Genomic DNA, 21,935 nt, shown 5'->3' with positions numbered 1-21,935 from the left:
TTGAGTTGGCAGAGGGTTGAAGTTAATGAAGGGCGGAAGGTAGGGAACCGTCCGGGCGTCATGATCTGCGGATGCGGTGGTACGCCCGTGCCAGGAGTTTTCTTCCTTTTTTCCTGAGCCGCCCCCACCGGGACGGCGGTCTCCTGGTCAGTTTTTTCTCCGTCAGGCGGCTGTATTCTTCCAGGGTGGCATCCCTTTCCCCGGAGAACGCCTGCTGAAGCCATTCCCGGGATTGCGAGATTTTCTGTTCCAGCAGTTCATTGACGGGAGCGTAGTCCATCGTGAGCGGGACGTTCTCCGGCAGGGCTTCCGCGTCTTCGGGCAGCATGCGGTCCTGAAGCCGGAGAAGGTTCAGCAGGGAGTGGAAGCGCCCGGAGCCGCGCATGGGATTGTTGATGCACAAGAACGGCTTGTTGAAGATCAGGGCGAAGCAGACGCCGTGGAAGGAGTCCGTAATGAAAAACTCGCAGTGGAGGATGTTGCCGAGCCATTCATATAACGTGGCTTCCTTCATGGTATTGGGCAGGTTCAGCCTGCCGAGGTTGTCCACCTCCTTTTTCTGGATGTCCACCATGTTCAGCAGGGGGAGCCCGAGTTTGGAGGAGGCGTCCAGCAGGAGCTTCCTTTTTTCCGCCGCCGGGTCCAGGATGTAGGAGACGATGCGGCCTTTGGCCGCCGGAGGCGCCTGCCGTGCCAGCTCCTCCCAGCGTTCCCTACCCAGCAGGAAGACGGGGTCCATCACCCAGGCGCTTTCACGCCCATAGTGCCGCTTGAGGTGCTCCACCATCGGTTTTTCCCGGACGGAAACGGCATCGAACCGTTTGAGCAGCATGGCCGTTTTTTTAAGATATTTCCCGGAAGGTTCCGTCAACTGCCCCATGGACGGCCCGTAGGCGATTTTCCGTTTCTCCCCCCTGGCGAAGTCCAGGAAGAAGAAGTGCCCCATGAAACCCTGGTTCCACACCTGGTCGGAGCCTACCATGAACGTGTCAAACTGGTCGTTTAAGTGGTAGGCGTAGTCCAGGGAGTGCAGCGGCGTTGTGGAAATGCGCTCCCGGACCAGGAATTTTCTGAATACCGTCGCAGGGTCTTTCTGCCGCTCCGTGAAGGAAAAATCAATCAGGGAAACGCTTTTTCCCATTTGCTCCAGCAGCCGGTAAAGGGCGAAGGAGGTGAGCACGGCTCCATAGTTGCACGTCATCCAGACGCCCAGCAGGCCCACCTCCGCCCGGGGTTTGAAGCGGGCCGTGTGCTGCGCCACCGCTTCCGTGAAGGGTTTCTGCCGGAGGTCCCGGAGGAAGTTCCGGCGCGCCAGCCGGGAGGGGAAGGCAGGCTGCCGCCGGATGCCCCTGTTGGTGTGTTTGACGGCCTGCCAGTTCTCCCGGTGCAGAAAGAGCTCCTTCCCGCATTGGTTTAAAAGTTCTTCCCCGCGGGAGGTGTTTGCCAGAACCAGGGAGATTCCCCTGGAGTCATCCCACTTGGGATGGAAGTATCCCGCGCCCCAGAAGTCGGCCAGGGTCAGGTCACTGGTGCGGGGGCCGGAAGCATGCGGGCAGTTGTAGCATGCTTCCCCCAGGCAGATGTCTGACAGGTACGCCTGCATGAAAAGGTCTTCCGTATAAATGCGCGCGCCGGAACCGGAGCCGTCCCGGTGGAATTTCATCACGGAGTAGTGGTTCCATCCGTGGGTTTTGTCCCGGAAGTTGATGCAGCTTATCTGCCGGTCCGTGCTCCGTTCGTAATCCTGTCGGTACGCGTCAAAAAGGTTTTTGGAGGGTACGCCGTGGCAGGCGATGTCAATGATGAAGAGGCTGTCCCAGGGCTTTTTCAGATAGGCTCTCAGGGCCGCCGCCTGGCAGGGCGTGCCGGAAAACAGGACCGTTTTTCCCTCTTTCAGGTCCTTCTTGATGTCCCGGTAGGCGTGGCCGGGGTCCGCCTGAAGGTATTTGCTGCCGTTCAGGAGCTTGAGCTCCGGCAGGGAGTCCAGGCGCACATGGCGGACGGAAAGTTCCCCGTCCGTGTTCCACGCCACGCCGTAGACCACGCCTCCCTGTGCAAGAATATGCCGGGCCAGGATGGTGAATACGCCTCCGCTGGAGGAGTTCAGGCGCACGGCCTCGTCCAGCGCCCAGGCCGCGTATGCCCTGGGCTCGTCAAACGCCTGGGGGGGCCGTGCGGGCGGATTCAGGTCCGGGCAGGTTTTGGTGCAGAGGCCGCAGTGGACGCACGCTTCCAGATTAACCGCGGGCGTTAAGAAGCCGGAGGGGCTCCAGTTCATGGAAATAGCGTCCCTGGGGCAGATGTTGGCGCAGGCGGAGCAGCCCGTGCACAGGGTGGAGAGCTCAGGCGGGGCGTCAGTTTTTATCATGGCGGGAAGGAATCAGTTTTTGCAGGGGGCCGAGAAACATGTCCCGTTCATCCCGGTTGAGGTAGAAGAACCAGATGGTTCCCACGGCCAGGAGGCCGTAGCAGAAGGCGAAGGCCAGGAAGGAGAACCAGTTGTCCAGCGTTAGCAGGGCAACCGCTCCCAGCCCCGCCAGGATCATGACGGCGGAGGGCAGCAGCAGGGGCCCGTAGGTGCGGCGGAAGAAGCGCCTCATGTCCAGACCGGCGGTGCGGGCGTAGTAGCGGTTGATCATCAGCACCTGGCCGATGAACAGGGAAATGGCGGTGCCGATGAACATTCCGATGGTGCCGTAGTACAGGGAGATGAAGTAGCCCAGGATGACGCAGAGCAGGGAGGAGTAAAAGAGGATGATGGCCCTCCCCTTGTGGATGTTGAGGGCCTGGAGGATGGCGAGGCCCGTGTTTTGAGTCAGCGGAACCAGCAGGGGGAGCAGCACGATGACGGCCCCCACCCAGACCGTGCCTGTCTGGTCCCCGATGGTTTTCCCCACCCACAGGTGCAGGAAGTCGTGGCCGCAGCTGATGAAGGAAACCAGGATGACGCTCAGCAGGGCCAGTTGAAGGCGCCCCACCCGTATCATCATGCGGGTGAGCTGCTCCTTGGTGGAATCCAGGGCCACCATCTGCATGATTTTGGGGGCAATGACTCCGGAAATGGCGGTGGAAGCCGTCATGAAGTACTGGGAGAACGAGATTCCCAGCGTGAACAGGGTGACCGCCTGGGCCCCCGCCGTCCTTGCCAGGATGGGAGTGCCCGCCCGCCAGTAGAACAGGTCCATGAGCTGGTTCAGCAGAATCCAGAAGGAAAAGGTGAACATCTCCCGGTACAGCTTCCAGTCAGGCTTGCGGAAAATGATGCGCACGCCCAGGCAGCGGATGGTGTAATACGTTCCCCACGCCAGGCTGGCTACGCCGATGCCCACGCCCAGGACGGTGAGGGCGATCGCCTTGTACCCCCACACCAGAAGCAGAACAGTAAGAAGCGTATTGAAGAGGGAGAGGCCCAGGCTGACCAGCCCGGGAACGATGAATTTCATGTAGGACCCAGGCACGCAGGACAGCGGCCGCAGGGGAAAGGCCAGGATGATGTTGCCCAGCGTCAGCAGGTACAGGATTTTCAGGGTGTCAAGCTCCGGCCCGGACAGATTGGGGAACAGGGCGCCCAGGTTTACATAGCAGATCATGCCCGCCGCGAAGGTGAGCAGCCCCAGGAAGGAGAACAGCATCATGGCCTGTCCCAGGAAATGGGCCTCCCGGTCGTTCTCCTTTTTCGCGTGATAGGTGGCGATGTATTTGTTGACGGTCACCCCCAGGCCGAAGTCCGTCAGGGACAGCCACGCAATCACGGAATTGCTGAGCATGAAAATGCCGTATTCATTTTCTCCCAGACTGGACAGGGTAAACGGGGTCAGAAAGAACTGCGTCGCCAGCCTGACGATGATGGATATGTAATTAATGCAGGCCCCCGTCTTGATTTCATTCATGTGGAATTTATTTCTTGTTGGCCAGCAGGTTCCCGAGCAGGTGCCCGTAATTTGATTTGAGGGAAAAGTAAAGTATCCGCGGCAGGTTGGCAAGCGTCACATATTTTTTTAAGGCGGAAAAAGCTTCTTTCCGTATGGCCTTTTCCCGGTCGGGGTAAAGGCTTTTTATTCTATCCGCAAGAAGTTTATAGTTGGCATAGCAAAGCCTGAACAGGACCAGGAGGCTCCGGCTCCGCTGGAAATAGTTGCTGCTGTACGGGGAACGCCCGTCAATGCAGTTGCTCAAGTCCAGGATGGCGCGAAGGGCGTTCATGTAATCCTCCAGAGGCCTTTTCCGGTTGAAGAAATTGCTGGTAACCCCTGTTTCCCCGTCGGCGGAATATTGATAAAAAGGCTTGTTGATGACGGTTACGGAGCTGCAATGGCAGAAACATTGAGCCGTGAAATAAAGATCTTCCGCAAATTTGACGTTTTCCGGGAATTTAATTTTATTTTTAACCAGAATTTCCTTTTTATATATCTTGGCCCAGCAGGCCGGAATGTTGTTGTTTTCCACAAACGGTGTTCCCGCGTGGAAAACAGCCGTGGAATCCGGAGGCAGGGAGCGGATGGAAGGGGACATGAAGCCCGTCCATTCCGCCGCGCAGGAAACGAGGCTTGCGCCGAAGACGACCATGTCCGCTGCGGTCTCCCGCATCGTTTCATGGCAGGCCTGGAGCGTTTCCGGGAGGAGCCGGTCGTCCGCGTCCACAAACGCCAGATGCGGGGCATGCGCCAGGCTTATCCCCAGGTTGCGCGCCGCGGACACCCCTTCATTCCGCTTGTGGATGACGCGGAAGCGCGCGTCCTTCCGGGCGTATTCATCCAGAATCGCGCCGCTGCCGTCCGTAGAGCCGTCGTCAATGCAGAGGCATTCCCAGTCCGCCAGGGTCTGGTTCCTGACGGAGTCCAGGCAGGCCGCAAGCTGCTTTTCATTCCGGTACACCGGGATGATGATGCTGAACAGGGGGGTGTACGCGTCCGGGGTCATGAAGGGAAAGTCAGGGGGGCGGCGGGTTCAACGGAAAGGGCGAGGGGGGAGTACATCTTCTTTTTGAGGAACAGGAACCTGCTCCAGCCCAGGGCATCGCATAATCTGGTGACTCCCAGGCAGGCCGCCAGCACCAGCGCCACGGACAGGGCGGCAAAGCAGATTCTGCTGGAATCAAAGGCCAGCACCGGGACCAGCGGCTTGCACAGGAGCGTGAAGGCGGGGGAAAAGATGACGATGGACAGGGAATTCCTGCCCAGGTAGGCGAACAGTTCCCGGATGGCCCTGCCTGCGGAATCGCAGGTTTTTACCAGAAAGCTGAGCGTGAGCATGCAGAGGCAGAGCCCCAGCATGCTGTCCCGGGAGGGGAGGGGGAAAAGGAGGCAGAGCGCGGCGGCGGGGACAGCCGCCCACAGGGTGGGGAAGAAGCATTTCAGGATGGGGAGCCCGGTCATCCGGAAGAAAGCCCCCAGGAGAAAGTAAGCGGCGTGAATCATTTGGAACGCCGGATTGAACCAGGAGACGGCGGCCAGGAGGGCGGCGCATACGGCCAGCCGGGCCGGAGGGGACAGGCGCGGAATGCGGGAGACGGCATAGTAAACGGGCAGGCATACGGCCAGCAGGTAGAGGTACCAGTACGTTCCGGCGGGGGCCAGCAGCAGCGCCTTCCAGAAGGCGGGGAACGCCGGGTCCAGCCGGTTGCTGGCGGGAACGGAGGCGGGCAGATGGGACAGGGCCAGGTAGTACAGCGATTCAAAGACCAGGTACGGCGCCAGAATGCCCAGCCACGTTTTCAGGAACTGGCCCGGAGTCTTGCCGGTATTGGCGAAGAAGCCGGAAAGGATGATGAAGCCGGACATGTGGAAGACGTACACGTACCGCGTGACGTCCAGGTAGTGCGTGGAGAACCAGGACAGGTGGAAAAGGACCATCAGGGTGATGAGAATTCCCTTGAGGTAGTCCACTTGCGGAATCCGGCCCCTGCCGAGCGCGGCTGCGGGCGGGGGAATGGCGCTGTCAATGGCTGCTTGCATGGCTGGAAAATGGGCGGCGGAAAAAAACGGTTGAGTGGCGCATGAGGCGTTAAAGATGCCTTGTTTTCAGCAGGAGATGGGCCATGCGGTACCTGCGTGCGGCCAGCAGGCGGCAGACCAGGTGGAAGTAGGGGCCGCACAGGCGCAGGTCAGCTCCGCGCGCGGCCAGTCCGCTGGAGAGGAAGTCCCGGAACACCGCCTTGCGGGCGGCGTAGGGCTGCTGCTGGAGGGCGTGGAAGATCACGTTGATTTTTTGCAGGATGTAGCCTTTGACCACGGGAACGTCTTCCTGCGGGAGGGCCAGCGTGTCCGTCCACGCCAGGAATTTGGCTGCCAGCATGTCTATGTCCTGCACGAGGTTGAAGCGGCTGCGCTTGGCCGCGCCGTTTTCCTCCTCCCGCACCCGGTAGTGGTAGAAGGCCCTTTTCACCAGGCTGATGCCCGGAGCGCAGGCGGAGAGGTAGTCCAGGACGAACTGGAAGTCCTCAAACACCACCGCGGAGGCGTTGAAGCGGATGCCGTTTTTTTCCAGAAGCTCCGTGCGGAACAGTTTGTTGCAGGAGGATTCCATGTCCAAGCTGGTCAGCAGGTAGCGCAGGAAGGCGCCCGTTTCTTCCGCGGGAATGTACTGGTCCCGGCTGGGCAGCGCGGTTTCCGTGCGGGTAAGGCGGCAGCCCGTGTGGAAGTCCTTGCTGATTCCGTAGCAGTGGAGCGCGGCTTCCGGCGTGCGGAGGGCGGCGTCATGAAGGCAGGCCAGCATGTCCGGCTCCACGGAGTCGTCCCCGTCCACGAAGGCGGTCCAGGTTCCCCGCGCCCGGGAAAGGCCCGCGTTGCGGGCGGCGCTCACGCCGCGGTTTTCCTGGTGGATGGCAGTGAAGCGCGCGTCCTTCCGGGCGTATTCGTCCAGAATGGCGCCGCTCCCGTCCGGAGAGCCGTCATTGATGCAGATGCATTCCCAGTCCGTCATGGCCTGGTTCCTGACGGAATCCAGGCAATCCCGGAGAAAGGGGCCGGAACGGTAAACGGGAATGATGATGGAAAAGAAGGGATTCATGGAAAAGCGGGAAGAAATGGGGGTCAGCGCGCCGTCTTGCCGGAGCCTTTTTTCTGTTTCTCAAATTGCCGGGCGTCCACGAGGGTTCTGTACCACCAGCCCTGCATGAAATGCCACAAAAATCCTTCCCGTCCGTCCAGAAAACCCAGCTTGAGGAAGTAGCGGTAGCAGAAGTAGGCGAAGGAGCGCCAGAAGAGAGGCTGCCGGGCGTAGCGTTCCTTCATGGCGCGCTTCCTTTCCGCCTGCCCGTTGATGCCGGAGTCCGCCGCAGCGGAGGAAAGAATGTCTTCCAGGTCAGCCAGCTCCCGGGCGGAGTAGTCCACGTGCTTGTGCGCCCACCAGCCCAGTCCGTTCAGGTTCTCGTCCACGAAGTCGTGCTCGAATTCCACGGCGCGCCCGCGGCTGAGCTCCATGTGCTCGTCCATATGGCGCTGTTCGCATCTGGCCGCTCCGTGCCGGAACAGGCGCAGCAGCTTGACCGGGTAAACGCCGTGCTTCATCCACCGGCCCAGGAAGATGTGCCTGCGCTTGTGGATGACTCCGGTGACGTCCGGGGGAAGGGCGGGCAATTTTTCCTTCAGCTCCTCCAGGGCTTCCGGCATGAACCACTCGTCCGCGTCCAGGCGCAGAACCCAGGCGGTGGTGATGGGGCAGTGGTCCAGCGCCCAGTTGAATTGCGGGGCGTAGAGGCCGGGCCATTCGTGCTGGAGGACCTGCACGCGGGGGTATTCCCGGCAGATGGCGGCGGTGTTGTCCGTGGAAAAGCAGTCGATGACGAAAACTTCTTTGGCCGCCGGAAGGATGTTCTCCAGGCAGCGGCGGATGTGAAGTTCCTCATTCTTGGCAAGGATGATGACGGAAAGGTCGAGCATGGTTCAGCGGAGCGTGCGTTGTTTGATGAACTTGGCCGGATTCCCTCCCACTACCGTCCAGGGGGCCACGTCCCTGAAGACGGTGCTGCGGGCTCCTACCACGGCTCCCGTGCCTATTGTCACCCCCATGCCCACGAAGGCCTGCGCCGCCACCCAGGCCCGGTCTTCCACGGTGATGGGGGCGGTGACGAGGGCGTGGCCGGGGTCTGAAATGTCATGAGAGGCCGTGCAGAGGAAGGTTCCCTGGGAGATGACGGCGTGGCTGCCGATGGAGATGGGGGCCTTGTTGTAGATTTCCGTATCCGGGCCGATGCAGGCGTATTCCCCCATGGAGAGGTTCCACGGCGCCCATATCCTGCTGCTGGGGTACACGAGGGAGACGAGCGGTATTTTTGCCCCGAACAGGCGCAGCAGCAGATTCCGGGGCACCTTCATGGCGTTGGTGGCCATCATCCGGAAGAGGGTCCGGTTGATGACGTACCAGCCGTACCGTTTGAGGCGGTGGCTGAGGGAGTAGTGTTCCTGGTAACGGGACAGGTTCATGGCGGGAGGATGTCGTTTGAATGGTGAAAGGCGTTCAGGGCCGGGAGGCCGGAGCGGCGGAAGGTTCCGCGTCTGTTCTCATTCCGGTGGAGAAGGGGCGCAGGGGGCCGTCCGCGGATTCCCCTGCTTTCTGGAAATAGGCGGCCCGGAAGGCGGCTCCCTCTCCGCTGCCCCATAGCGGGGCGTTCCAGGGATGCTCCGGGTGGTGGAGGTGGCCCTCCCACAGACGCTGCATGTTGGCAAGTCGCGCGGATTCCGTGAAGGCGAGCGTGGGCGCGGCCTTGGCGAAGACGGAGAGGCTGGGCAGGGCCGCCAGCGCCAGATAGCAGACGCACCATGCGCGCCACGGGCGGGTGCCCACCGGCTCCGCAAAGATGCGGGTGAAAAGGAGGGCCAGGCAGAAGAAGCTGACGCTTGAGGCCTTGTAGCAGAACTCATTGTAGCCGCCCACGGAACCTATGTAAATGAAGTAGGTGAGGGTCAGAACGGCCAGCGCGGTCCAGAAGAGGTCGTCTTTTTTAAACCGGCGGAACAGGAGGACCGCCGGAGCGCCGACCGTCAGCAGCCAGGACCCGGCCAGCGCGCCCCAGAATTTCCAGCCGCCGTGCCGGAGCAGGTCAAAGGGGGAGTCCTCCCAGGTCAGGCGGATGCGGTTGTTCCCGTTGCTGCTCGTGAAGTAGATTCCGGCCAGCAGGACGAGCGCGCCGCCCGCCAGCACCGTCCAGGAGGAGAAGTACTGCCTGGCGGGAATGCGGCGGACCAGCGCGCGGACGGCAATGAAGACCAGCAGGCCCAGCGAACCGATGGGGGAGGCCAGCAGGCACAGGGAGGCCAGGAAGAGCTGGTGCCGGGGCGGTATGTCCCAGGCAACCGCCATGGCGAGGAACAGCCACAGCAGCGTGGTGTGGTGAAAGGTGTAATGGAGCTGCATGGTGGGGGCCACGCCGCCGAAGAAGGCCAGCACCGTCAGGTAAAGTTCATGGGCCGTCTGCCCCTGCGGGTTGAATAAATGAACGCTCCATCTGACCACGCCGTCCAGCGGGCCCTGGAAGATGAGCAGGACCAGGAAGAGCAGGGTGGCCATGCGGAATTTGCCCCAGAGGACCGTGAGCGCCAGCGCCAGGCCCAGTTCAATCCAGGCGGTCAGGACATAGTTGACGATGAAGACGTCCGACCAGGAGAAGCATTTGCATATCAGGGCCGGAGGCAGCCAGAAGGCGAGGTAGTAGATGAAGTGCCTGCCGTCCGCTTCCGCCAGCGGCCAGTCGCACCGGATGAGTGTTTCGTAAATGGGGTTGCGGACCACGAAGTCCGCGTGCTGGAGGGCCACCCCCGTTATTCCTCCCGCCAGCAGCCACAGGAGGGAAAGAAGAAGGGCGCAGAGGTAAACGGCCAGCTGCCGCCTGGTGAAGTGAAGCGTGGGGACCGGGAGCTTCACGCACAGCAGGACGGAAGCCGCCGCCACGGCCATGGCCGCCGGAACGGAGAACAGGGGCCTGACCCAGCCCAGCAGGAAGAGGATGGTGGGCAGAGCCATATAGGCCACGGCGCAGGAAGCCAGGAGCCTGCCGCTGATGGTGAACGCTGTGTCCGTGTTTTTCCGTGTCTGTTCCATGAGGTGGCTGAATGAAGTTCTGCTAGGGGGTGGGCGTATTATTGCGGAAGACTTCCTCCCACTGGCGGACGACGTGTTCCCGCGTGAATTTCCGGCTTTTGGCGGCGGCTTCCCGCGCCATGGCGTGCAGGGCGGCGGGGGACTGCATCAGCCCGGCGGCCATGTCAGCCATCTGCCGCGCCTGGAACCCGCCGGACGCCGGCAGGATGCAGCCGTTCTGCCCGTGGTCCACCAGGTCATACGCGGAAGAGAAGCTTCCATAGAGAAGAGGCACGGCGCCGAAGGACATGCCCTCCACCACGACGAGCGGCAGTCCCTCGTATTCCGAGGCCAGAAGGAGCAGGGAGGCCTGTTCGTAATACGGGGCCGGGTTCCGGAAGCCCTCAAAGGAGACACGTTCCAGGCGGCGCTCCGCGCAGAATGCCTGAAGGGCCTCCTTTTCCGGGCCGTCCCCCACCAGGCGGAGGGTCCAGTCCGGGAAGCGGGGTTCCAGCAGGGCCCACGTTTCCAGCACGCGGGAGACTCTCTTCTGGTTGGGTTCCAGCCGCCCCACAAAAAGAAGCTCCTTCTTCTTGAAGGCCGGATCATAGCGGAATTCCCGGTTTTCCACGGTGACGGGGTTGGGAATCGTCAGGAGTTTCCCGGTATTCTTCAGTCCGGTGATGTTCCGGAAGGCCCGGTGGAAGCTGTCGGAAAGGAGGATGTAACGGTCGCTATGGGCATAAACGTAGCGCAGGCTGGCCCCGGTAGCCATGGCGCAGCCTTTCAGCAGGAGGCGCAGGAAGGCCCTGTTTACCGGATTCCCCGCCCGGGCCATGCGCATTCTGAGGCCTTCCAGCCGCGCGTTGCAGTCCGGGGCGTTGTGGTGCACGGCCAGCAGGCGGCAGGAGAGGCCCCGCATGGCCTTCCGGCACAGCCGGGTGACGTGGAAGGGCAGGCACCACTGGTTGATGACGATGTCAATGCGGCGGGAGGAGAGGAGGTCCCGGAGGGCGGCGAGATTGGCCTGGCTGGAGACAGGATAGCCCAGCCGGTGCAGGGTGACGCGGCTGTCCAGCGCGGGGGAGGGCGTCTCCGTCACTTGTTCAAAGGAGACCACATGCACCTCATGGCCCCGTGCGGAGAATTCATTCGCCAGAATGGCGGTGACGGTTTCCACGCCGCCTATGGAGGGGAATTTCCCAAGCAGAAAGAGGAGGTTCATGAAAGGTCGACGAATTCCGGTTTGGGTTCCTGCCCCAGCAGGTAACGGTACAGGCGTTTCATGCTGGCGGCCACCTGGGGCGAGGCGTAGGTTTCCATGATGAGGCTGCGCCCGCGGTCCCCCATGGCGCGGCTTTCCTCCGGCGTGAGGTTGAAGGCTTCTTCCAGCGCGGCGGCCAGGGCGGCGGGGCTGTTGTCCCGCCACCAGCCGCATCGGCGGGTATCCAGCTCCTCCCACGGCGTTCCTTTACTGGCGATGACGGGCGTTCCCGCCAGCAGCCCTTCCGCAATGCTCATGCCGAAGTTTTCCTGATGGCTGGGAGCGCAGAGGACGTTGAGCGAGGCGAGCAGTTCGTATTTCTCCCTCCCCGCGGCGAAGCCCGTAAAGCGGATGCCGGGGCCGCCCACTTCCGCCGCCAGCCGTTTCAACTGCGCTGCGTAGTCCTCCGGGCCGTCCCCGATGAGAAGGAGCTCCGCGTCCCGGAGGTTGAGGCTGCCCCAGGCCCGGATGAGGCTTTCCAGATTTTTAATGGGGTGGAAACGGCCCAGGAACCCGGCGCGGAAACGCTCTCCCTCTCTCCGCCGGATCTGGTCAATCCATGAAGGCACGGCCACCGGATTGGGGATGACCGCCACGGGGTTGGCAAAGCCCAGTTCGCGCAGGTGCCGCGCTTCCTCCCGGCAGGTGGCGTGAAGGCAGTCCGCCTGCGCCAGGTCCCGGCGGTGGCCCAGCGCCAGCATGAGCTTTTTCCTCCACGGCTTGATGGCCAGCGCCTGCGGGTAAAGCATGCCGTGGGGGGAGGCCACGCAGGGCTTGCGCGTTTTCCGGGCTTGCGCGCAGGTGGCGTGGTTGACGTCCAGCCACAGGCCGTTGGTGTGGTAAAGGTCGTAGTCCCGCCAGGCCCCGAGCCGGCGGCGCAGATTCATGGAAATGCCCAGAGGGGTGCGGAGGTCGTTGGGGACGGCGTGGATGAAGGAGCTTTCCTCTTCCGCGGGATTCCCGGCCTTGTCCTCCACAGTGAGGATGTCCGTAGCGCAGCCGAGGTCGTTCAGGGTCTGCACCAGTTCGCGGGTGCAGGCCGTGGTTCCCCCGGACTGGGAGGCCATGGAGGCGATGGTGTGCAGGATCTTCATGATGCCGTTTCCTTGAGTGGAGCCCAGGGAGCTGCGGGGCGGTTTTCTTCCCGGCCTTCCGTATAATGAACGATATGGACCAGATAGCGGGCCGCCGCGGCTCCGCTGATGGTTTGTTCCGCCCACGCGGCGATGGCGTTCCGTTCCGCGGGGGAGAGGCGGCCCTTGTCCAGCCATTCCCGCAGGGCGCGGCGCAGGCTTTCCGGACGGTCCGGGTCAAAGGAGCCGCCGCGCTGGCGGCCGTCAAGCAGGCTGGCGGCTCCGCACGCCGTGGAGCACAGCACCCTCATGCCGGCCTGGAGGGCCTCATTCACCACGGCTCCCCACCCGTCAAACAGGCTGGGCAGGACGAGCAGGTCGCACTGCCGCATCAGGCGGCGCGTTTCTTCATTCCCCTGCGTGCCCAGCAGGGAAATCTGCGCGCAGCCCTGCGCCTCCAGGGCGGCCTGTTCCCGCAGCGGGCCGTCCCCCACCACGAGGCAGCGGCGGAAGGCGCCGCGGCATTGCCGGGCCGCGCGGAGGAAGGGCAGGAGGTTCTTCCGGGGGATGAGCTGGCCCACGAACAGGAGATCGGGCTTTTCCCCGGGAGCGGGGGGAGACATGGCGGGAGTTTCCGCGCCAGCCGCGGATGCGGCTGATTCCGTGAAATAGCCCCATTCAAAGACGGAGTCCGCCGGGAATCCGGCGCGGCGGTAGCATTCCACGCCCAGCCGCCCCGTCGCCAGCAGGGCCGCGATCTTTTTCCCGTACCGCAGGCGGAGAAAGCGGTACTTGACGCTCCTGAGCAAGCCGCGCCAGCCCTGGCGGCGGTAGGGTTCCGCGTACACCATGGTTTTCAGGCCGCGGCGGACGGCCTGCTTGAACGCCGCGTAAACCATCGGGTAGGTGCTGATGCCGGAAAAGACGTGGACGGCCGCGGGATGGGCGCGCAGGGTTTCCTCCACCGTCCGGGCGTCCGGGGAGATGAGGATGCGGGCGTTCCCCATGTCCGGCACCGTCCAGCCGCTGGATTCCCTCTCCCCTTCAAAGTCCGTCTGGACCGCCAGCAGGACGCCGTGCTCCCGGGCCAGCGCCTTGATGAGGGCTGACTGGTGGATGCTGATCATGTTTTGCCAGAAGACGAATTGCATGGTGTTATTTTCCTCCATTGGGCAGGTTGCGGTACGCATGGGCCCCCCCGATGACGGCCCAGAAGACGGCGGAAAGTCCGGAACCGGCTGCAAAGACGTACCCTTCCGCAATCATGTGGACGGCGAAGAGGGCCAGGGCCGCCTGCGCCGGGGAAACGGGCGGAGAGCCCGGCGCGCGGAACGGGCGTTTGAGCAGGTTGCCGAACAGGATGAAGAGGAAGGGAATTCCCCCCAGCAGTCCTGTCATGGCGAACACGGCCCCGTAGGACGTGCCCGGTTCAATGATGCCGGTCACCAGGGATTGCTTGAATGAAATGATTTTCTGTGAGGCGAACCCCACGCCGTACAGGGGGGAGGAAAGGAACTCCGTTGCGCGGTCTTCCCACAACTGGGTGCGGGAGGACATGGCGCTCCCCATGCTCAGGTTGGCCTGCTGCTTGGCAAGCGTGTTGGCGCCGAAGTGCTGGACAAAGGGCACCAGCAGAATGCCCAGGAAGAACAGGGCGAGCAGCGCCCGGAAAAGCTTTTTGGGGGCATGCCTGAAGTACATGAAGAAGACGTACCCCACCCCCATCAGGGTGGCTACCAGGGCGGAGCGGGAGGCGGAAAGCAGGATGGAGCCCAGGCACGCGACCATCAGGCCCAGGCGGAGTTTGGTCTCCTTCCTGCCGGAATCCCGGTTTTCCAGATGGAGGACGGTCAGATAAACCAGCCCCAGCCCGGCGAGCAGGCCCAGCGTGATGGATTGCCAGACCAGCCCCCCGAAGAGGCCCGCCACATTGATCATCTCACTGGTATTGTAGCGCATGTAGTTGATGCCCAGGAAGTAGCCGATGAAGGAGCCGGCCCCGATGAAGACGCAGAAGCGCATGAGCCAGAGGAACAGGTTCAGGCGGAACGCGTTCAACAGGCGGGAGGAAGTCAGCGGGGTAAGCGCCAGCAGGAGGAGAAGGAAATAGGCCAGGCGGTACCAGGGCTTGAAAATGGCGGGCGGATGGTTGAACGCCAGGCTGAGGACGCATGCCGCCGCCATGATGACCAGGGGCATGCTGGTCTTCTTCATTTTCGTCACGCACACCGCAGCGGCCACCGCCAGCATCACCGGATACAGGGGGGCAAGAAAGGAGATGGCGCCCGTCATGGTGGAGGCGATCGCCGCCATTACCAGGAATGACCAGGTTCCGTGTTTCTTGATGTATTGCAGAAGGGATGCCATGCTGTTCAGGGGAAATTCATGCGGACGGGGAAGGCGTTCCTATCCGGTAGCCCAGGCGTTCCAGCTGCGGGAGCAGGGAGGCTATCCGCGCTTCCCAGGGAGCGTGCTCGCAGGCCGCCCGGTAGTTTTTATCCACCAGGTCCTGATAGGAGGAAATGTTCGTTAAAAGGTTCGTGATTTGTTCATGGGCGTTCCGTTCGCTTATTTCAACGACGGGATTGTACCCCAGCAGGTTGACCAGTTCCTGCGGGGCCCTGCCTGCCGGGAGCGTGCGGGACAGCATGCATTCCCAGTAGCGCTGGGTCAGGGTTTCCACCTCTCCGGCCATGGCCGGGTGCGTATCGCAGCGGGGGTAGGAGACGGTGATTTTTGCGGAGGCCAGCCCCTCGCAGAGGGAGCGGAAGTCCGGGAACAGGAGGGGACCCTCCGCGGCGGGGAACAGATGAACCCATTCGGGATGTTCCCGGCAGGCCCGGACGGCGGCGCGGTGGAAGAAGGGCATCTGCCTGCCGAGCTCCAGAATATCGGCGGGCCTTTCCCGGAGGTCCTTTCCGGGCAGGTAGCCCGCCGGGTCAATGCCTTCCGGAACGTGGACGGTCCGGATACGGGGCAGTTCCTTCCGGACGTGTTCGCAGACCTGGGAGGAGGTGCACAGGAAGGTGCGGACGCGGTGGCGCTTCAGGGAGGAGATGAGGCGCGGCCAGTACCGCGGCCAGACGTCCCACAGCATGGGGATGATTTCATGCGTGTAGGCATGCGGCCATGCGAAGGAGTCCGGATAGCCCGCGCCGGGGACCAGCAGGGCGTTCCGGCGGGAGGAAAGCGGAGGCAGGTTGGCGGACAGCTTCAGCCGGGCCACGGCCAGCAGCGCGGGCCAGGGAAGGGGGCGCCTGCGCTTGATGCCGCCCCCACAGGCCTGCCACGCCCGGGCAAACCAGTCCATGAAGAACTGGTGGTTCCCCTTTTTGCGGACAGGTTCCAGCAGAAGAAGCTTTTTCATGGGTTCACCTCCTTGAGCATGCCGTTCCATTCGCGGATAATCCGTTCCAGCGTGAAAAATTGTTCCTGCGCGCGCGCCTTCCGCGCGTACAGTGCCAGGTCTTCCCCGGCCATGGAGTGCATGGCTCCGCACAGGGCGCGGCTGTCCCCGGCGGGGAACAGGCGCCCCGCTCCGCTGTCCCGTATGAGTTCCCGGCAGATGGGGATGTCTGCGGCGATGACGGGGAGGCCGCAGCTCATGGCCTCAATCTGCACGAGGCCGAAGCCCTCGCACCGGGAGGGGAAGAGCAGAATGGCGTGTTTGGGGTATTCCCGCTCCATGGCTGTGTGGCTGCCGTGCAGGCGAACGCGGGATTGCAGGCCGTGTTCCCGGATGAATTCCTCCATCCACGGGCGCAGGGGGCCGTCTCCGTACACGTGCAGGTTCCATTCCCCGTTATTCCTGCTGAATTCCCCGAATGCCACCAGGGCCAGGTCCGCCCCCTTGTGGGAGGACAGGGAGCCCGCGAAGACGAACGTTTTTGACGTCAGCGCGGAATGCCGTTCCGCCGTGAAGCTGGCCGGGTTGTAGATGCGCCGCGTTGCCAGGTGCTGGCGCGTTTCAAAGTTCCGCCTGTCGTGGTCCGACAGGACGACGATTTGGTCGAAGCGGTGGTAGAACCGCTTGAGCGCATGGCGGAAGTAACGGGAGAAATGGGGGCCCTTGAACCCGAAGTAGTCTTCATAGGCCGCGTGGGACCAGGAGATGATTCTGGTGCGGGGGGAAAGCCGCGGCCGGAGCAGGGCGAGCAGCAGGGAGTCCTCAAAGCCGGACCCGAAGACGACGGCGTCATATTGGTGGCGGTTGATGTGGCTGGTGAGGCGCTTTTTAAAGGAATGCGTGTACCGCAGGAAAGCGTACGCGCGGGCGCCTGCGGAGGAGGAGAACAGGGGAGTCCGGGTGACGAGCCTGTCCATCACGGAACGCCTCATTTTCTCGTAAACGTTCATTTCATGGTGGAAAAAGCGGATGTTCTCCAGGTCCAGCCCGTACGCGTTTTCCAGCGGTGGGCGCCGCAGGCAGTACACGCTGATTTCATGCTCCCGGCACAGCGCATTCATGATGCGCGTCAGGACGCGGGAGACTCCCCCCACGCCGAAATGTTCCCAGGCGATGAAACAGATATTCATGAGTAAACGGAAAGGGTTCGGTTCATCTGGGCTTTTCCGCCAGCTTGGAGAGCAGGTTTTCCCACAGTCCGGCGATGCGGGATTTGCCGAATTTCCCGCTGCTCCGGAAGCAGGCCGCGGACATGGCTTCCCTCTTCCCTCCGTCCCTCATCAGGTCCAGGAGCCGGGCGGCGTACTGCTCCAGGTCAAAGGGAGGGACCAGGATTCCGGTCCGGTCCGGTTCAATGATGTCCCGCACGGCGGTAAAGGATTCAAAGGCCATCGGGATGCAGCCGTGCTGCATGCCTTCAATCAGGACCATGCCGAAGCCCTCAAAGGTGGACGTCATGCACAGGATTCCGGCTTTGCGGTAGTATTCTTCCGGATGGTCCGTGGCTCCTTCAAAGGAATAGTTGGTGCAGCCGCATTCCTCCGCCAGCGCGGCCAGGTATTCCCGGTCCGGTCCGTCCCCCACGATGCGCAGGAACCAGCCGGGTTCCCGGCGGCAGACCATGCTCCATATCTTCAGCAGGCGGTCCACCCCCTTCACTGGATTGTCCAGCCTCCCCACGAACAGGACTTCCCTGGCCTTTCCGGAAGGGATGCTCCCGTTCTCAAAGGAATTCATGTTGGGGATGGCGGTGATTTTTTCCTTCCGGACTCCCGGCAGAAAGTCGTAAAAGTCCTGTTTGAAGGACTCTGACAGGACGACGAAGGCGTCCGCCTGCGAGATGCGGAGATAGAAATTCCTGCGCCACGTGACGTTGTAATACATCCTTTTCAGGAAAGGCGCGCGGAGGCGGCCGCGGATGTCCGAGTGGTGCATGTCGACAATGGCGGGAGTTTTCCCGGAAAAGGCTTCCAGAAGGCGCTTCCTGCCTGCCGGACCGGGGAACAGGGCTCCCGCCCCCAGCAGTTCCCCGTCATGAATGATGATATCCGGCTGCCGTTCCTCCAGGGCCTGCCTGAAAGCCGCCTGCCGCTCCTCCCTTATCCGGGAGGAAGGAGTGGGCAGGATTTTCTGAATCCCGGAAAAGGGCTCGTAGGGGGTGTTCCGGTACCAGCTCACGATGGCGCATTCATGCCCATGGGCCTGCAATTCATGAATCAGATTGCACATGGTGCGCTCCACCCCGCCGCAGGATGGATTGAGCGTGCCCATGAAACAAAAGAGAATCTTCATTGAAAGGTGGACGGTTAGTGCTGAAGCAGGGAGTTCCATTCCCGCACGACGTTCGCCGGGGAGAAAAGGGCGGCATGCTGCGGGCCTGCCTGCGCCATGGCGGAGCGGAGGGGGTCGTCCTGCATCAGGCGGAGGAGCTGGCGCGCGTATTCCTCCTCGTCAAAGGGGGGGGCCAGGATGCCGGTTTCACCGGGGATGACGAGGTCGCGCACGGCGGCGTAGCTGTTGAAGGCCATGGGAACGCAGCCGTGCTGCATGGCTTCCGGCAGAACCAGCCCGAAGCCCTCAAACGTGGAGGTCATGCAGAAGATGGAGGCCCGCCGGTAATAGGGGGCCGGGTTCCGGAAGCCTTCAAAGGAAACGTTGGAAAGTCGCAGGCGTTCCGCTAGTTCTTTCAGGGCGGCGGCGTCCGGGCCGTCTCCCACAATGTCCAGGTGCCAGTCCGGCAGGGATTTTCCGGCGCGCGCCCATATCCTCAGCAGTCTGTCCACGCCCTTGACGGAGTTGTCCAGCCTGCCGACGAAGAGGACGCGTTGTTCCTTTTCCTGCGGCAGGGGCGGCGCTTCAATCGGCGGGACGGGGTTGGGAATGGCCGCCAGTTTTTCCGCAGGCGTGCCGGGAGCCAGCAGCCGGAATTCCTCCATGCCGCCGCGGGAAAGAGTGACGATGCGGTCATAATTGGCCGCCAGTTCCCGGAACAGGCTTTTTTGCAGCCGCCGCGCCCGGAGCCGCTTCACGGGGAGCGCCAGTGCGTTGAACAGGAAGTCCCTGCATTTTCCGGAGAAGGAGGCGGCGCCCCGGCGCTTGTGGACAAGATGGTAATAACGCAGGGCGGAGTATTGGGAGCTGTGCTGCACGGCGACCAGCTTCACGGGAGCCTCCTCCATCTGGGTGCGCGTGCGGAAGATGCCCCAGCGGCCCGTGACGCCCCCCTCCGTCTGGTCAATAAGCACGTCCGTCTTTTCCTCCCGCAGCAGTTTCAGCAGGTAGTCCCTCTCTCCGCTGCGGGAAAGGCCGGAAGGAAGGAAGGCGAGGGGAACGGGCGCAAAGTACGTTTCCCCCAGCCTGTTTTTCTCACGGCAGAGCAGCAGAACCCTGTGTCCGGCGTCCCGCAGCATTTCAGCCAGGCCATGGGTGGCGCGCTCCATGCCGCCCTGCTTGCCCAGAGGCTCGTAAGGGAGATAGATGACGATGTTGCTCATGGTTGTTCTTGCAGGCATTCCATCCAGAGGGGAATCACTTTTTCCGGTTGATAATTGGTTAATACCCTGGTGCTGGGCGGCACGTAGGGGCCGCTCATCAGCTCATCCAGCTCCCGGGCGAAGAGGCGCAGGCTGAAGGGCGGAATGAGCCGCCCCGTCTCCCGGTCCGGCAGCATATCTTCAGCAGCGTGGAAGCTGTTGAAGGCGATGGGGGTGCAGCCGTAGGAAAGGGCCTCGTTAATCACCATGGGCATGCCTTCGTGCGTGGAGGTGAGGCAGAGTATCCGGGCCTTCCGGTAGTAGGGCGCGGGGTCCTGCACTCCTTCAAAATGGACGTTTTCCAGGTTCAGCCGTGCCGCCAGCCGTTCCAGGTTGCCGCGTTCCGGGCCGTCCCCGACCAGGTACAGGCGCCAGTCCGGATGCAGGGGCTGCACCCTTTTCCAGACCTTCAGCAGGCGGTCCGCCTTCTTGGGGGAATCCACCAGCCTCCCCACGTAAAGAACGGCGTTTTCCTTCCCGGAAAGGCCGGGCTGCACGGGATCATAGGTCAGCAGGTTGGGGATGGCGTACAGGCGCGCCCTTTCCGGTTCGCCCGCCAGTTGAAGGGCGTCTTCCGTGTAGCGGGGGGAAAGGAACACCACCTTGTCCGAGCCGCGGAACATGTCCCTGTATTTCCTCCTCTTGTTGCTGACGGCCACATGCTTTTTGTACGGCAGGAGCGCCCGGCGCAGCAGCGTTTTCACGGTGTTGCCCCAGGTGCTGAAATCCTTCCGGAGCAGGGCGGAAAAGTAATCCAGCCCGGTATGGACGTCAAAGGAGATCCAGGAGACGATGGACGCCTGGACGGAAAGGCGCTCATGGCTGAAAAAGAAGGAGTCGTCCTGGTTGGCTCCGCAGTTGATGATGCAGTCCGTCTGCTGCCCGGCGCACAGGGTTTCCACGTACTCCCTGTTTTCCGCGCAGGAGAGCGTGCCTGTGCGGGGAAGGAGGAAATAAGGCGGTTCCGCAGGCAGTGAATCCGCGCCCCGGAGGGACAGGAAGGAAACCCGGTGGCCGTGCCGTGACAGGGCCTGCGCCAGAAGATACGCCGCCCGTTCCGTTCCGCCCGCATGGGGCAGGATGGGATGGTCAAAATAGAAGAGCAGGTTCATGGAAGGCAAATGGGACAGTGAAAGGGGATATTACCGGGTTTGGAAAAAGTAGCGGACGGGATTGCCCGTGGTGCCCGCCTTGGACAGCAGCCGGGTGACGCCGTAGTGCCACGGGCACGGAAGGCTGTTTTTCCTGAAGGCCTGCCTGTTCTGGCGCGTATTGCGCAGGATGGCCCGCAATCCCGCCGTGCTGGAACCGCCGGTGCGCATGAAGACCATGTTGCGGTCGATATAGGCTGTGGAGACGCGGTTCTTTTCAATAAAGCGGAGCATCAGCTCAAAATCCGCCGCGCTGCCGATGGAGGGGTCAAAGCCGCCATAGCGGGTGAAGCAGTCCTTTTTGCAGTAGAACGTGGGGTGCGCCGGGCACCATCCGCGCTGGAAGGAGCCGGGCTTGTAGTCCGTTCCGCGCCATGTCCGGACGACTTTCCGGGCCGCATTGATGTAATGCAGGTTGCCGTGAACGGCGTCCGTCCCGTGCTGCGCGAAGGCTCCGGCAATGGTTTCCAGAACGCCGTTGTCCTGGTAATAGTCGTCCGCGTTCAGAAAGCCGACGACGTCTCCGGAACTCATGCGGACACCCTTGTTCATGGCGTCGTAAATGCCGTTGTCCGGTTCGGAAATCCATTTCAGCCGCCCGTGGAAGCGCTCTTCAACGTCCTGAAGCATTTCCAGGGTGCCGTCCGTGCTGCCGCCGTCCACGACCAGGTATTCATAGCCGGTCCAGGACTGCGCCAGCACGCTTTCCAGGGTGTCCTGGAGAGTGGCGGCGCTGTTGCGGCAAACGGTGATGACGGTGATTTTCATGGCGGCGGATGCAGGGAAAAAGCGGGCGTCCCGCCCTTCCCGGCGGGGAAGGTGTTACAGGCGGAGTTTGGTGAGCATGTTGGCATTGTGGGCGTCTGTTCCCCACCACAGGTACAGGTTTTCCTTCTGGAATTTCCGGGCGGCCGCCTGGCAGGATTTCCCGTAAAGCCCGAACAGGGAGCCTATGTTCCCCTGGAAGCTGATTCCCTGTGAGGCCAGGGCAGCCAGTTCCTCCGGAGGCATGATCTTCCCGTAGCGTTCCGGATGGGCCAGGACGGGAACGAAGCCTTTCTCCTGGACCAGTTGGAGCCTGTCCCTCCAGGCGCTGGGAAGGCGGAACTGGGGAAGCTCCACGAGCAGGTGGCTGCCGTCGTGGCTGAGCGGCTCTTCCTCCTCAAGCGCCTGTTCAAAATGGTGGTCCAGCATGTATTCCGCCGCCAGGCGCAGGTCGAAATCCCGGTCCGGCAGTGCATCCAGAAGCTGCTGGAAGCGGGCCTTCAGGCGGGCGGGCGTGTTGGAGGGATAGCGGCTGCTGATGTGGGGGGTGCAATAGGCTCCCCTGAATCCTTTTTCTTTCAATCGGGAAATGATTTCCAGACTGTCCCGGAGGATGTGCGCTCCGTCGTCCACGCCCCACAGCAAATGGCAGTGCATATCCATTCCGTCCGGACAGAGCGCAGCGGTTTTAAACCTGGGTTGAAAGAGGGAGGAAAACAAGGCCGG

General features: G+C 62.4%; 19 protein-coding genes. All 19 read right to left on the bottom strand.

What is annotated here, in order from left to right; translation table 11 throughout:
- Positions 1-58: 58 nt before the first annotated feature.
- Genes M8N44_RS05665 through M8N44_RS05575 form a run of 19 tightly spaced genes read right to left on the bottom strand, consistent with a single transcriptional unit; the run spans position 59 to position 21,872 of the window.
- Complete coding sequence (locus M8N44_RS05665) at positions 59-2,368, bottom strand: polysaccharide pyruvyl transferase family protein (protein WP_102728109.1); 2,310 nt, start codon at positions 2,366-2,368, stop codon at positions 59-61.
- Complete coding sequence (locus tag M8N44_RS05660; RefSeq protein ID WP_102727125.1) at positions 2,355-3,890, bottom strand: oligosaccharide flippase family protein; 1,536 nt, start codon at positions 3,888-3,890, stop codon at positions 2,355-2,357. The genes M8N44_RS05665 and M8N44_RS05660 overlap by 14 nt, the downstream gene beginning before the upstream one ends.
- A gap of 7 nt (positions 3,891-3,897) precedes the next feature.
- Positions 3,898-4,920, bottom strand: coding sequence for a glycosyltransferase family 2 protein (locus M8N44_RS05655; protein ID WP_102728110.1), 1,023 nt, complete (start codon positions 4,918-4,920; stop codon positions 3,898-3,900).
- A complete protein-coding gene (locus M8N44_RS05650; protein WP_102728111.1) occupies positions 4,917-5,954 on the bottom strand; it encodes an acyltransferase family protein in 1,038 nt (345 codons plus the stop codon). The genes M8N44_RS05655 and M8N44_RS05650 overlap by 4 nt, the downstream gene beginning before the upstream one ends.
- Positions 5,955-6,003: 49 nt before the next feature.
- Positions 6,004-7,008: a glycosyltransferase family 2 protein gene (locus M8N44_RS05645; RefSeq protein WP_102727128.1), complete on the bottom strand. Its 1,005-nt coding sequence runs from the start codon at positions 7,006-7,008 to the stop codon at positions 6,004-6,006.
- 23 nt (positions 7,009-7,031) lie between these two features.
- Positions 7,032-7,880: a glycosyltransferase family 2 protein gene (locus tag M8N44_RS05640; RefSeq protein WP_102728112.1), complete on the bottom strand. Its 849-nt coding sequence runs from the start codon at positions 7,878-7,880 to the stop codon at positions 7,032-7,034.
- 3 nt (positions 7,881-7,883) lie between these two features.
- Positions 7,884-8,423, bottom strand: coding sequence for an LbetaH domain-containing protein (locus M8N44_RS05635; protein WP_102728113.1), 540 nt, complete (start codon positions 8,421-8,423; stop codon positions 7,884-7,886).
- 34 nt (positions 8,424-8,457) lie between these two features.
- Positions 8,458-10,038, bottom strand: coding sequence for a hypothetical protein (locus M8N44_RS05630; protein WP_102728114.1), 1,581 nt, complete (start codon positions 10,036-10,038; stop codon positions 8,458-8,460).
- 22 nt (positions 10,039-10,060) lie between these two features.
- Positions 10,061-11,242 (bottom strand): glycosyltransferase, encoded by a 1,182-nt coding sequence (locus M8N44_RS05625; RefSeq protein ID WP_102728115.1) that lies wholly within the window; start codon positions 11,240-11,242, stop codon positions 10,061-10,063.
- Positions 11,239-12,375 carry a glycosyltransferase gene (locus M8N44_RS05620; RefSeq protein ID WP_102728116.1) on the bottom strand — a complete coding sequence of 379 codons (1,137 nt, stop codon included), beginning with the start codon at positions 12,373-12,375 and terminating at the stop codon, positions 11,239-11,241. The genes M8N44_RS05625 and M8N44_RS05620 overlap by 4 nt, the downstream gene beginning before the upstream one ends.
- Entirely contained in the window at positions 12,372-13,523 is a 1,152-nt protein-coding gene (locus M8N44_RS05615; protein ID WP_102749446.1) for a glycosyltransferase family 4 protein, read from the bottom strand. Before M8N44_RS05615 ends, M8N44_RS05620 begins: the two co-directional genes overlap by 4 nt.
- The gene (locus tag M8N44_RS05610; RefSeq protein ID WP_022397311.1) at positions 13,510-14,721 is read right to left on the bottom strand and encodes an O-antigen ligase family protein; all 1,212 of its coding nucleotides are present in this window, start codon (positions 14,719-14,721) and stop codon (positions 13,510-13,512) included. The genes M8N44_RS05615 and M8N44_RS05610 overlap by 14 nt, the downstream gene beginning before the upstream one ends.
- Positions 14,722-14,737: 16 nt before the next feature.
- Positions 14,738-15,721: a hypothetical protein gene (locus M8N44_RS05605; RefSeq protein WP_102727135.1), complete on the bottom strand. Its 984-nt coding sequence runs from the start codon at positions 15,719-15,721 to the stop codon at positions 14,738-14,740.
- Positions 15,718-16,890: a glycosyltransferase gene (locus tag M8N44_RS05600; protein WP_102727136.1), complete on the bottom strand. Its 1,173-nt coding sequence runs from the start codon at positions 16,888-16,890 to the stop codon at positions 15,718-15,720. The genes M8N44_RS05605 and M8N44_RS05600 overlap by 4 nt, the downstream gene beginning before the upstream one ends.
- Positions 16,891-16,912: 22 nt before the next feature.
- A complete protein-coding gene (locus M8N44_RS05595; protein WP_022397308.1) occupies positions 16,913-18,052 on the bottom strand; it encodes a glycosyltransferase in 1,140 nt (379 codons plus the stop codon).
- 14 nt (positions 18,053-18,066) lie between these two features.
- Positions 18,067-19,272, bottom strand: a complete 1,206-nt coding sequence (locus M8N44_RS05590; RefSeq protein WP_102727137.1) for a glycosyltransferase — start codon at positions 19,270-19,272, stop codon at positions 18,067-18,069.
- Entirely contained in the window at positions 19,251-20,405 is a 1,155-nt protein-coding gene (locus tag M8N44_RS05585) for a glycosyltransferase (protein ID WP_146019277.1), read from the bottom strand. Before M8N44_RS05585 ends, M8N44_RS05590 begins: the two co-directional genes overlap by 22 nt.
- Positions 20,406-20,435: 30 nt before the next feature.
- Positions 20,436-21,212 carry a glycosyltransferase family 2 protein gene (locus M8N44_RS05580; RefSeq protein ID WP_102722459.1) on the bottom strand — a complete coding sequence of 259 codons (777 nt, stop codon included), beginning with the start codon at positions 21,210-21,212 and terminating at the stop codon, positions 20,436-20,438.
- Between the two features lie 54 nt (positions 21,213-21,266).
- On the bottom strand, positions 21,267-21,872 hold the full coding sequence (locus M8N44_RS05575) for a tyrosine-protein phosphatase (protein WP_022397304.1): 606 nt from the start codon (positions 21,870-21,872) through the stop codon (positions 21,267-21,269).
- Between the last annotated feature and the right edge of the window lie 63 nt (positions 21,873-21,935).

The sequence above is a fragment of the Akkermansia massiliensis genome (assembly GCF_023516715.1).
Lineage (GTDB): Bacteria > Verrucomicrobiota > Verrucomicrobiia > Verrucomicrobiales > Akkermansiaceae > Akkermansia > Akkermansia massiliensis.
This window is presented reverse-complemented; position numbering and strand designations above follow the sequence as displayed.

Excerpts from the sequence above, each read along its gene's own strand:
- M8N44_RS05605 (WP_102727135.1), bottom strand. The coding sequence starts at position 15,721 with ATGAAAAAGCTTCTTCTGCTGGAACCTGTCCGCAAAAAGGGGAACCAC.
- M8N44_RS05650 (WP_102728111.1), bottom strand. The coding sequence starts at position 5,954 with ATGCAAGCAGCCATTGACAGCGCCATTCCCCCGCCCGCAGCCGCGCTC.
- M8N44_RS05640 (WP_102728112.1), bottom strand. The coding sequence starts at position 7,880 with ATGCTCGACCTTTCCGTCATCATCCTTGCCAAGAATGAGGAACTTCAC.
- M8N44_RS05600 (WP_102727136.1), bottom strand. The coding sequence starts at position 16,890 with ATGAATATCTGTTTCATCGCCTGGGAACATTTCGGCGTGGGGGGAGTC.
- M8N44_RS05595 (WP_022397308.1), bottom strand. The coding sequence starts at position 18,052 with ATGAAGATTCTCTTTTGTTTCATGGGCACGCTCAATCCATCCTGCGGC.
- M8N44_RS05575 (WP_022397304.1), bottom strand. The coding sequence starts at position 21,872 with ATGGATATGCACTGCCATTTGCTGTGGGGCGTGGACGACGGAGCGCAC.
- M8N44_RS05625 (WP_102728115.1), bottom strand. The coding sequence starts at position 11,242 with ATGAACCTCCTCTTTCTGCTTGGGAAATTCCCCTCCATAGGCGGCGTG.
- M8N44_RS05655 (WP_102728110.1), bottom strand. The coding sequence starts at position 4,920 with ATGACCCCGGACGCGTACACCCCCCTGTTCAGCATCATCATCCCGGTG.
- M8N44_RS05620 (WP_102728116.1), bottom strand. The coding sequence starts at position 12,375 with ATGAAGATCCTGCACACCATCGCCTCCATGGCCTCCCAGTCCGGGGGA.
- M8N44_RS05615 (WP_102749446.1), bottom strand. The coding sequence starts at position 13,523 with ATGGAGGAAAATAACACCATGCAATTCGTCTTCTGGCAAAACATGATC.
- M8N44_RS05585 (WP_146019277.1), bottom strand. The coding sequence starts at position 20,405 with ATGAACCTGCTCTTCTATTTTGACCATCCCATCCTGCCCCATGCGGGC.
- M8N44_RS05660 (WP_102727125.1), bottom strand. The coding sequence starts at position 3,890 with ATGAATGAAATCAAGACGGGGGCCTGCATTAATTACATATCCATCATC.
- M8N44_RS05610 (WP_022397311.1), bottom strand. The coding sequence starts at position 14,721 with ATGGCATCCCTTCTGCAATACATCAAGAAACACGGAACCTGGTCATTC.
- M8N44_RS05580 (WP_102722459.1), bottom strand. The coding sequence starts at position 21,212 with ATGAAAATCACCGTCATCACCGTTTGCCGCAACAGCGCCGCCACTCTC.
- M8N44_RS05630 (WP_102728114.1), bottom strand. The coding sequence starts at position 10,038 with ATGGAACAGACACGGAAAAACACGGACACAGCGTTCACCATCAGCGGC.
- M8N44_RS05645 (WP_102727128.1), bottom strand. The coding sequence starts at position 7,008 with ATGAATCCCTTCTTTTCCATCATCATTCCCGTTTACCGTTCCGGCCCC.
- M8N44_RS05665 (WP_102728109.1), bottom strand. The coding sequence starts at position 2,368 with ATGATAAAAACTGACGCCCCGCCTGAGCTCTCCACCCTGTGCACGGGC.
- M8N44_RS05590 (WP_102727137.1), bottom strand. The coding sequence starts at position 19,272 with ATGCCTGCAAGAACAACCATGAGCAACATCGTCATCTATCTCCCTTAC.
- M8N44_RS05635 (WP_102728113.1), bottom strand. The coding sequence starts at position 8,423 with ATGAACCTGTCCCGTTACCAGGAACACTACTCCCTCAGCCACCGCCTC.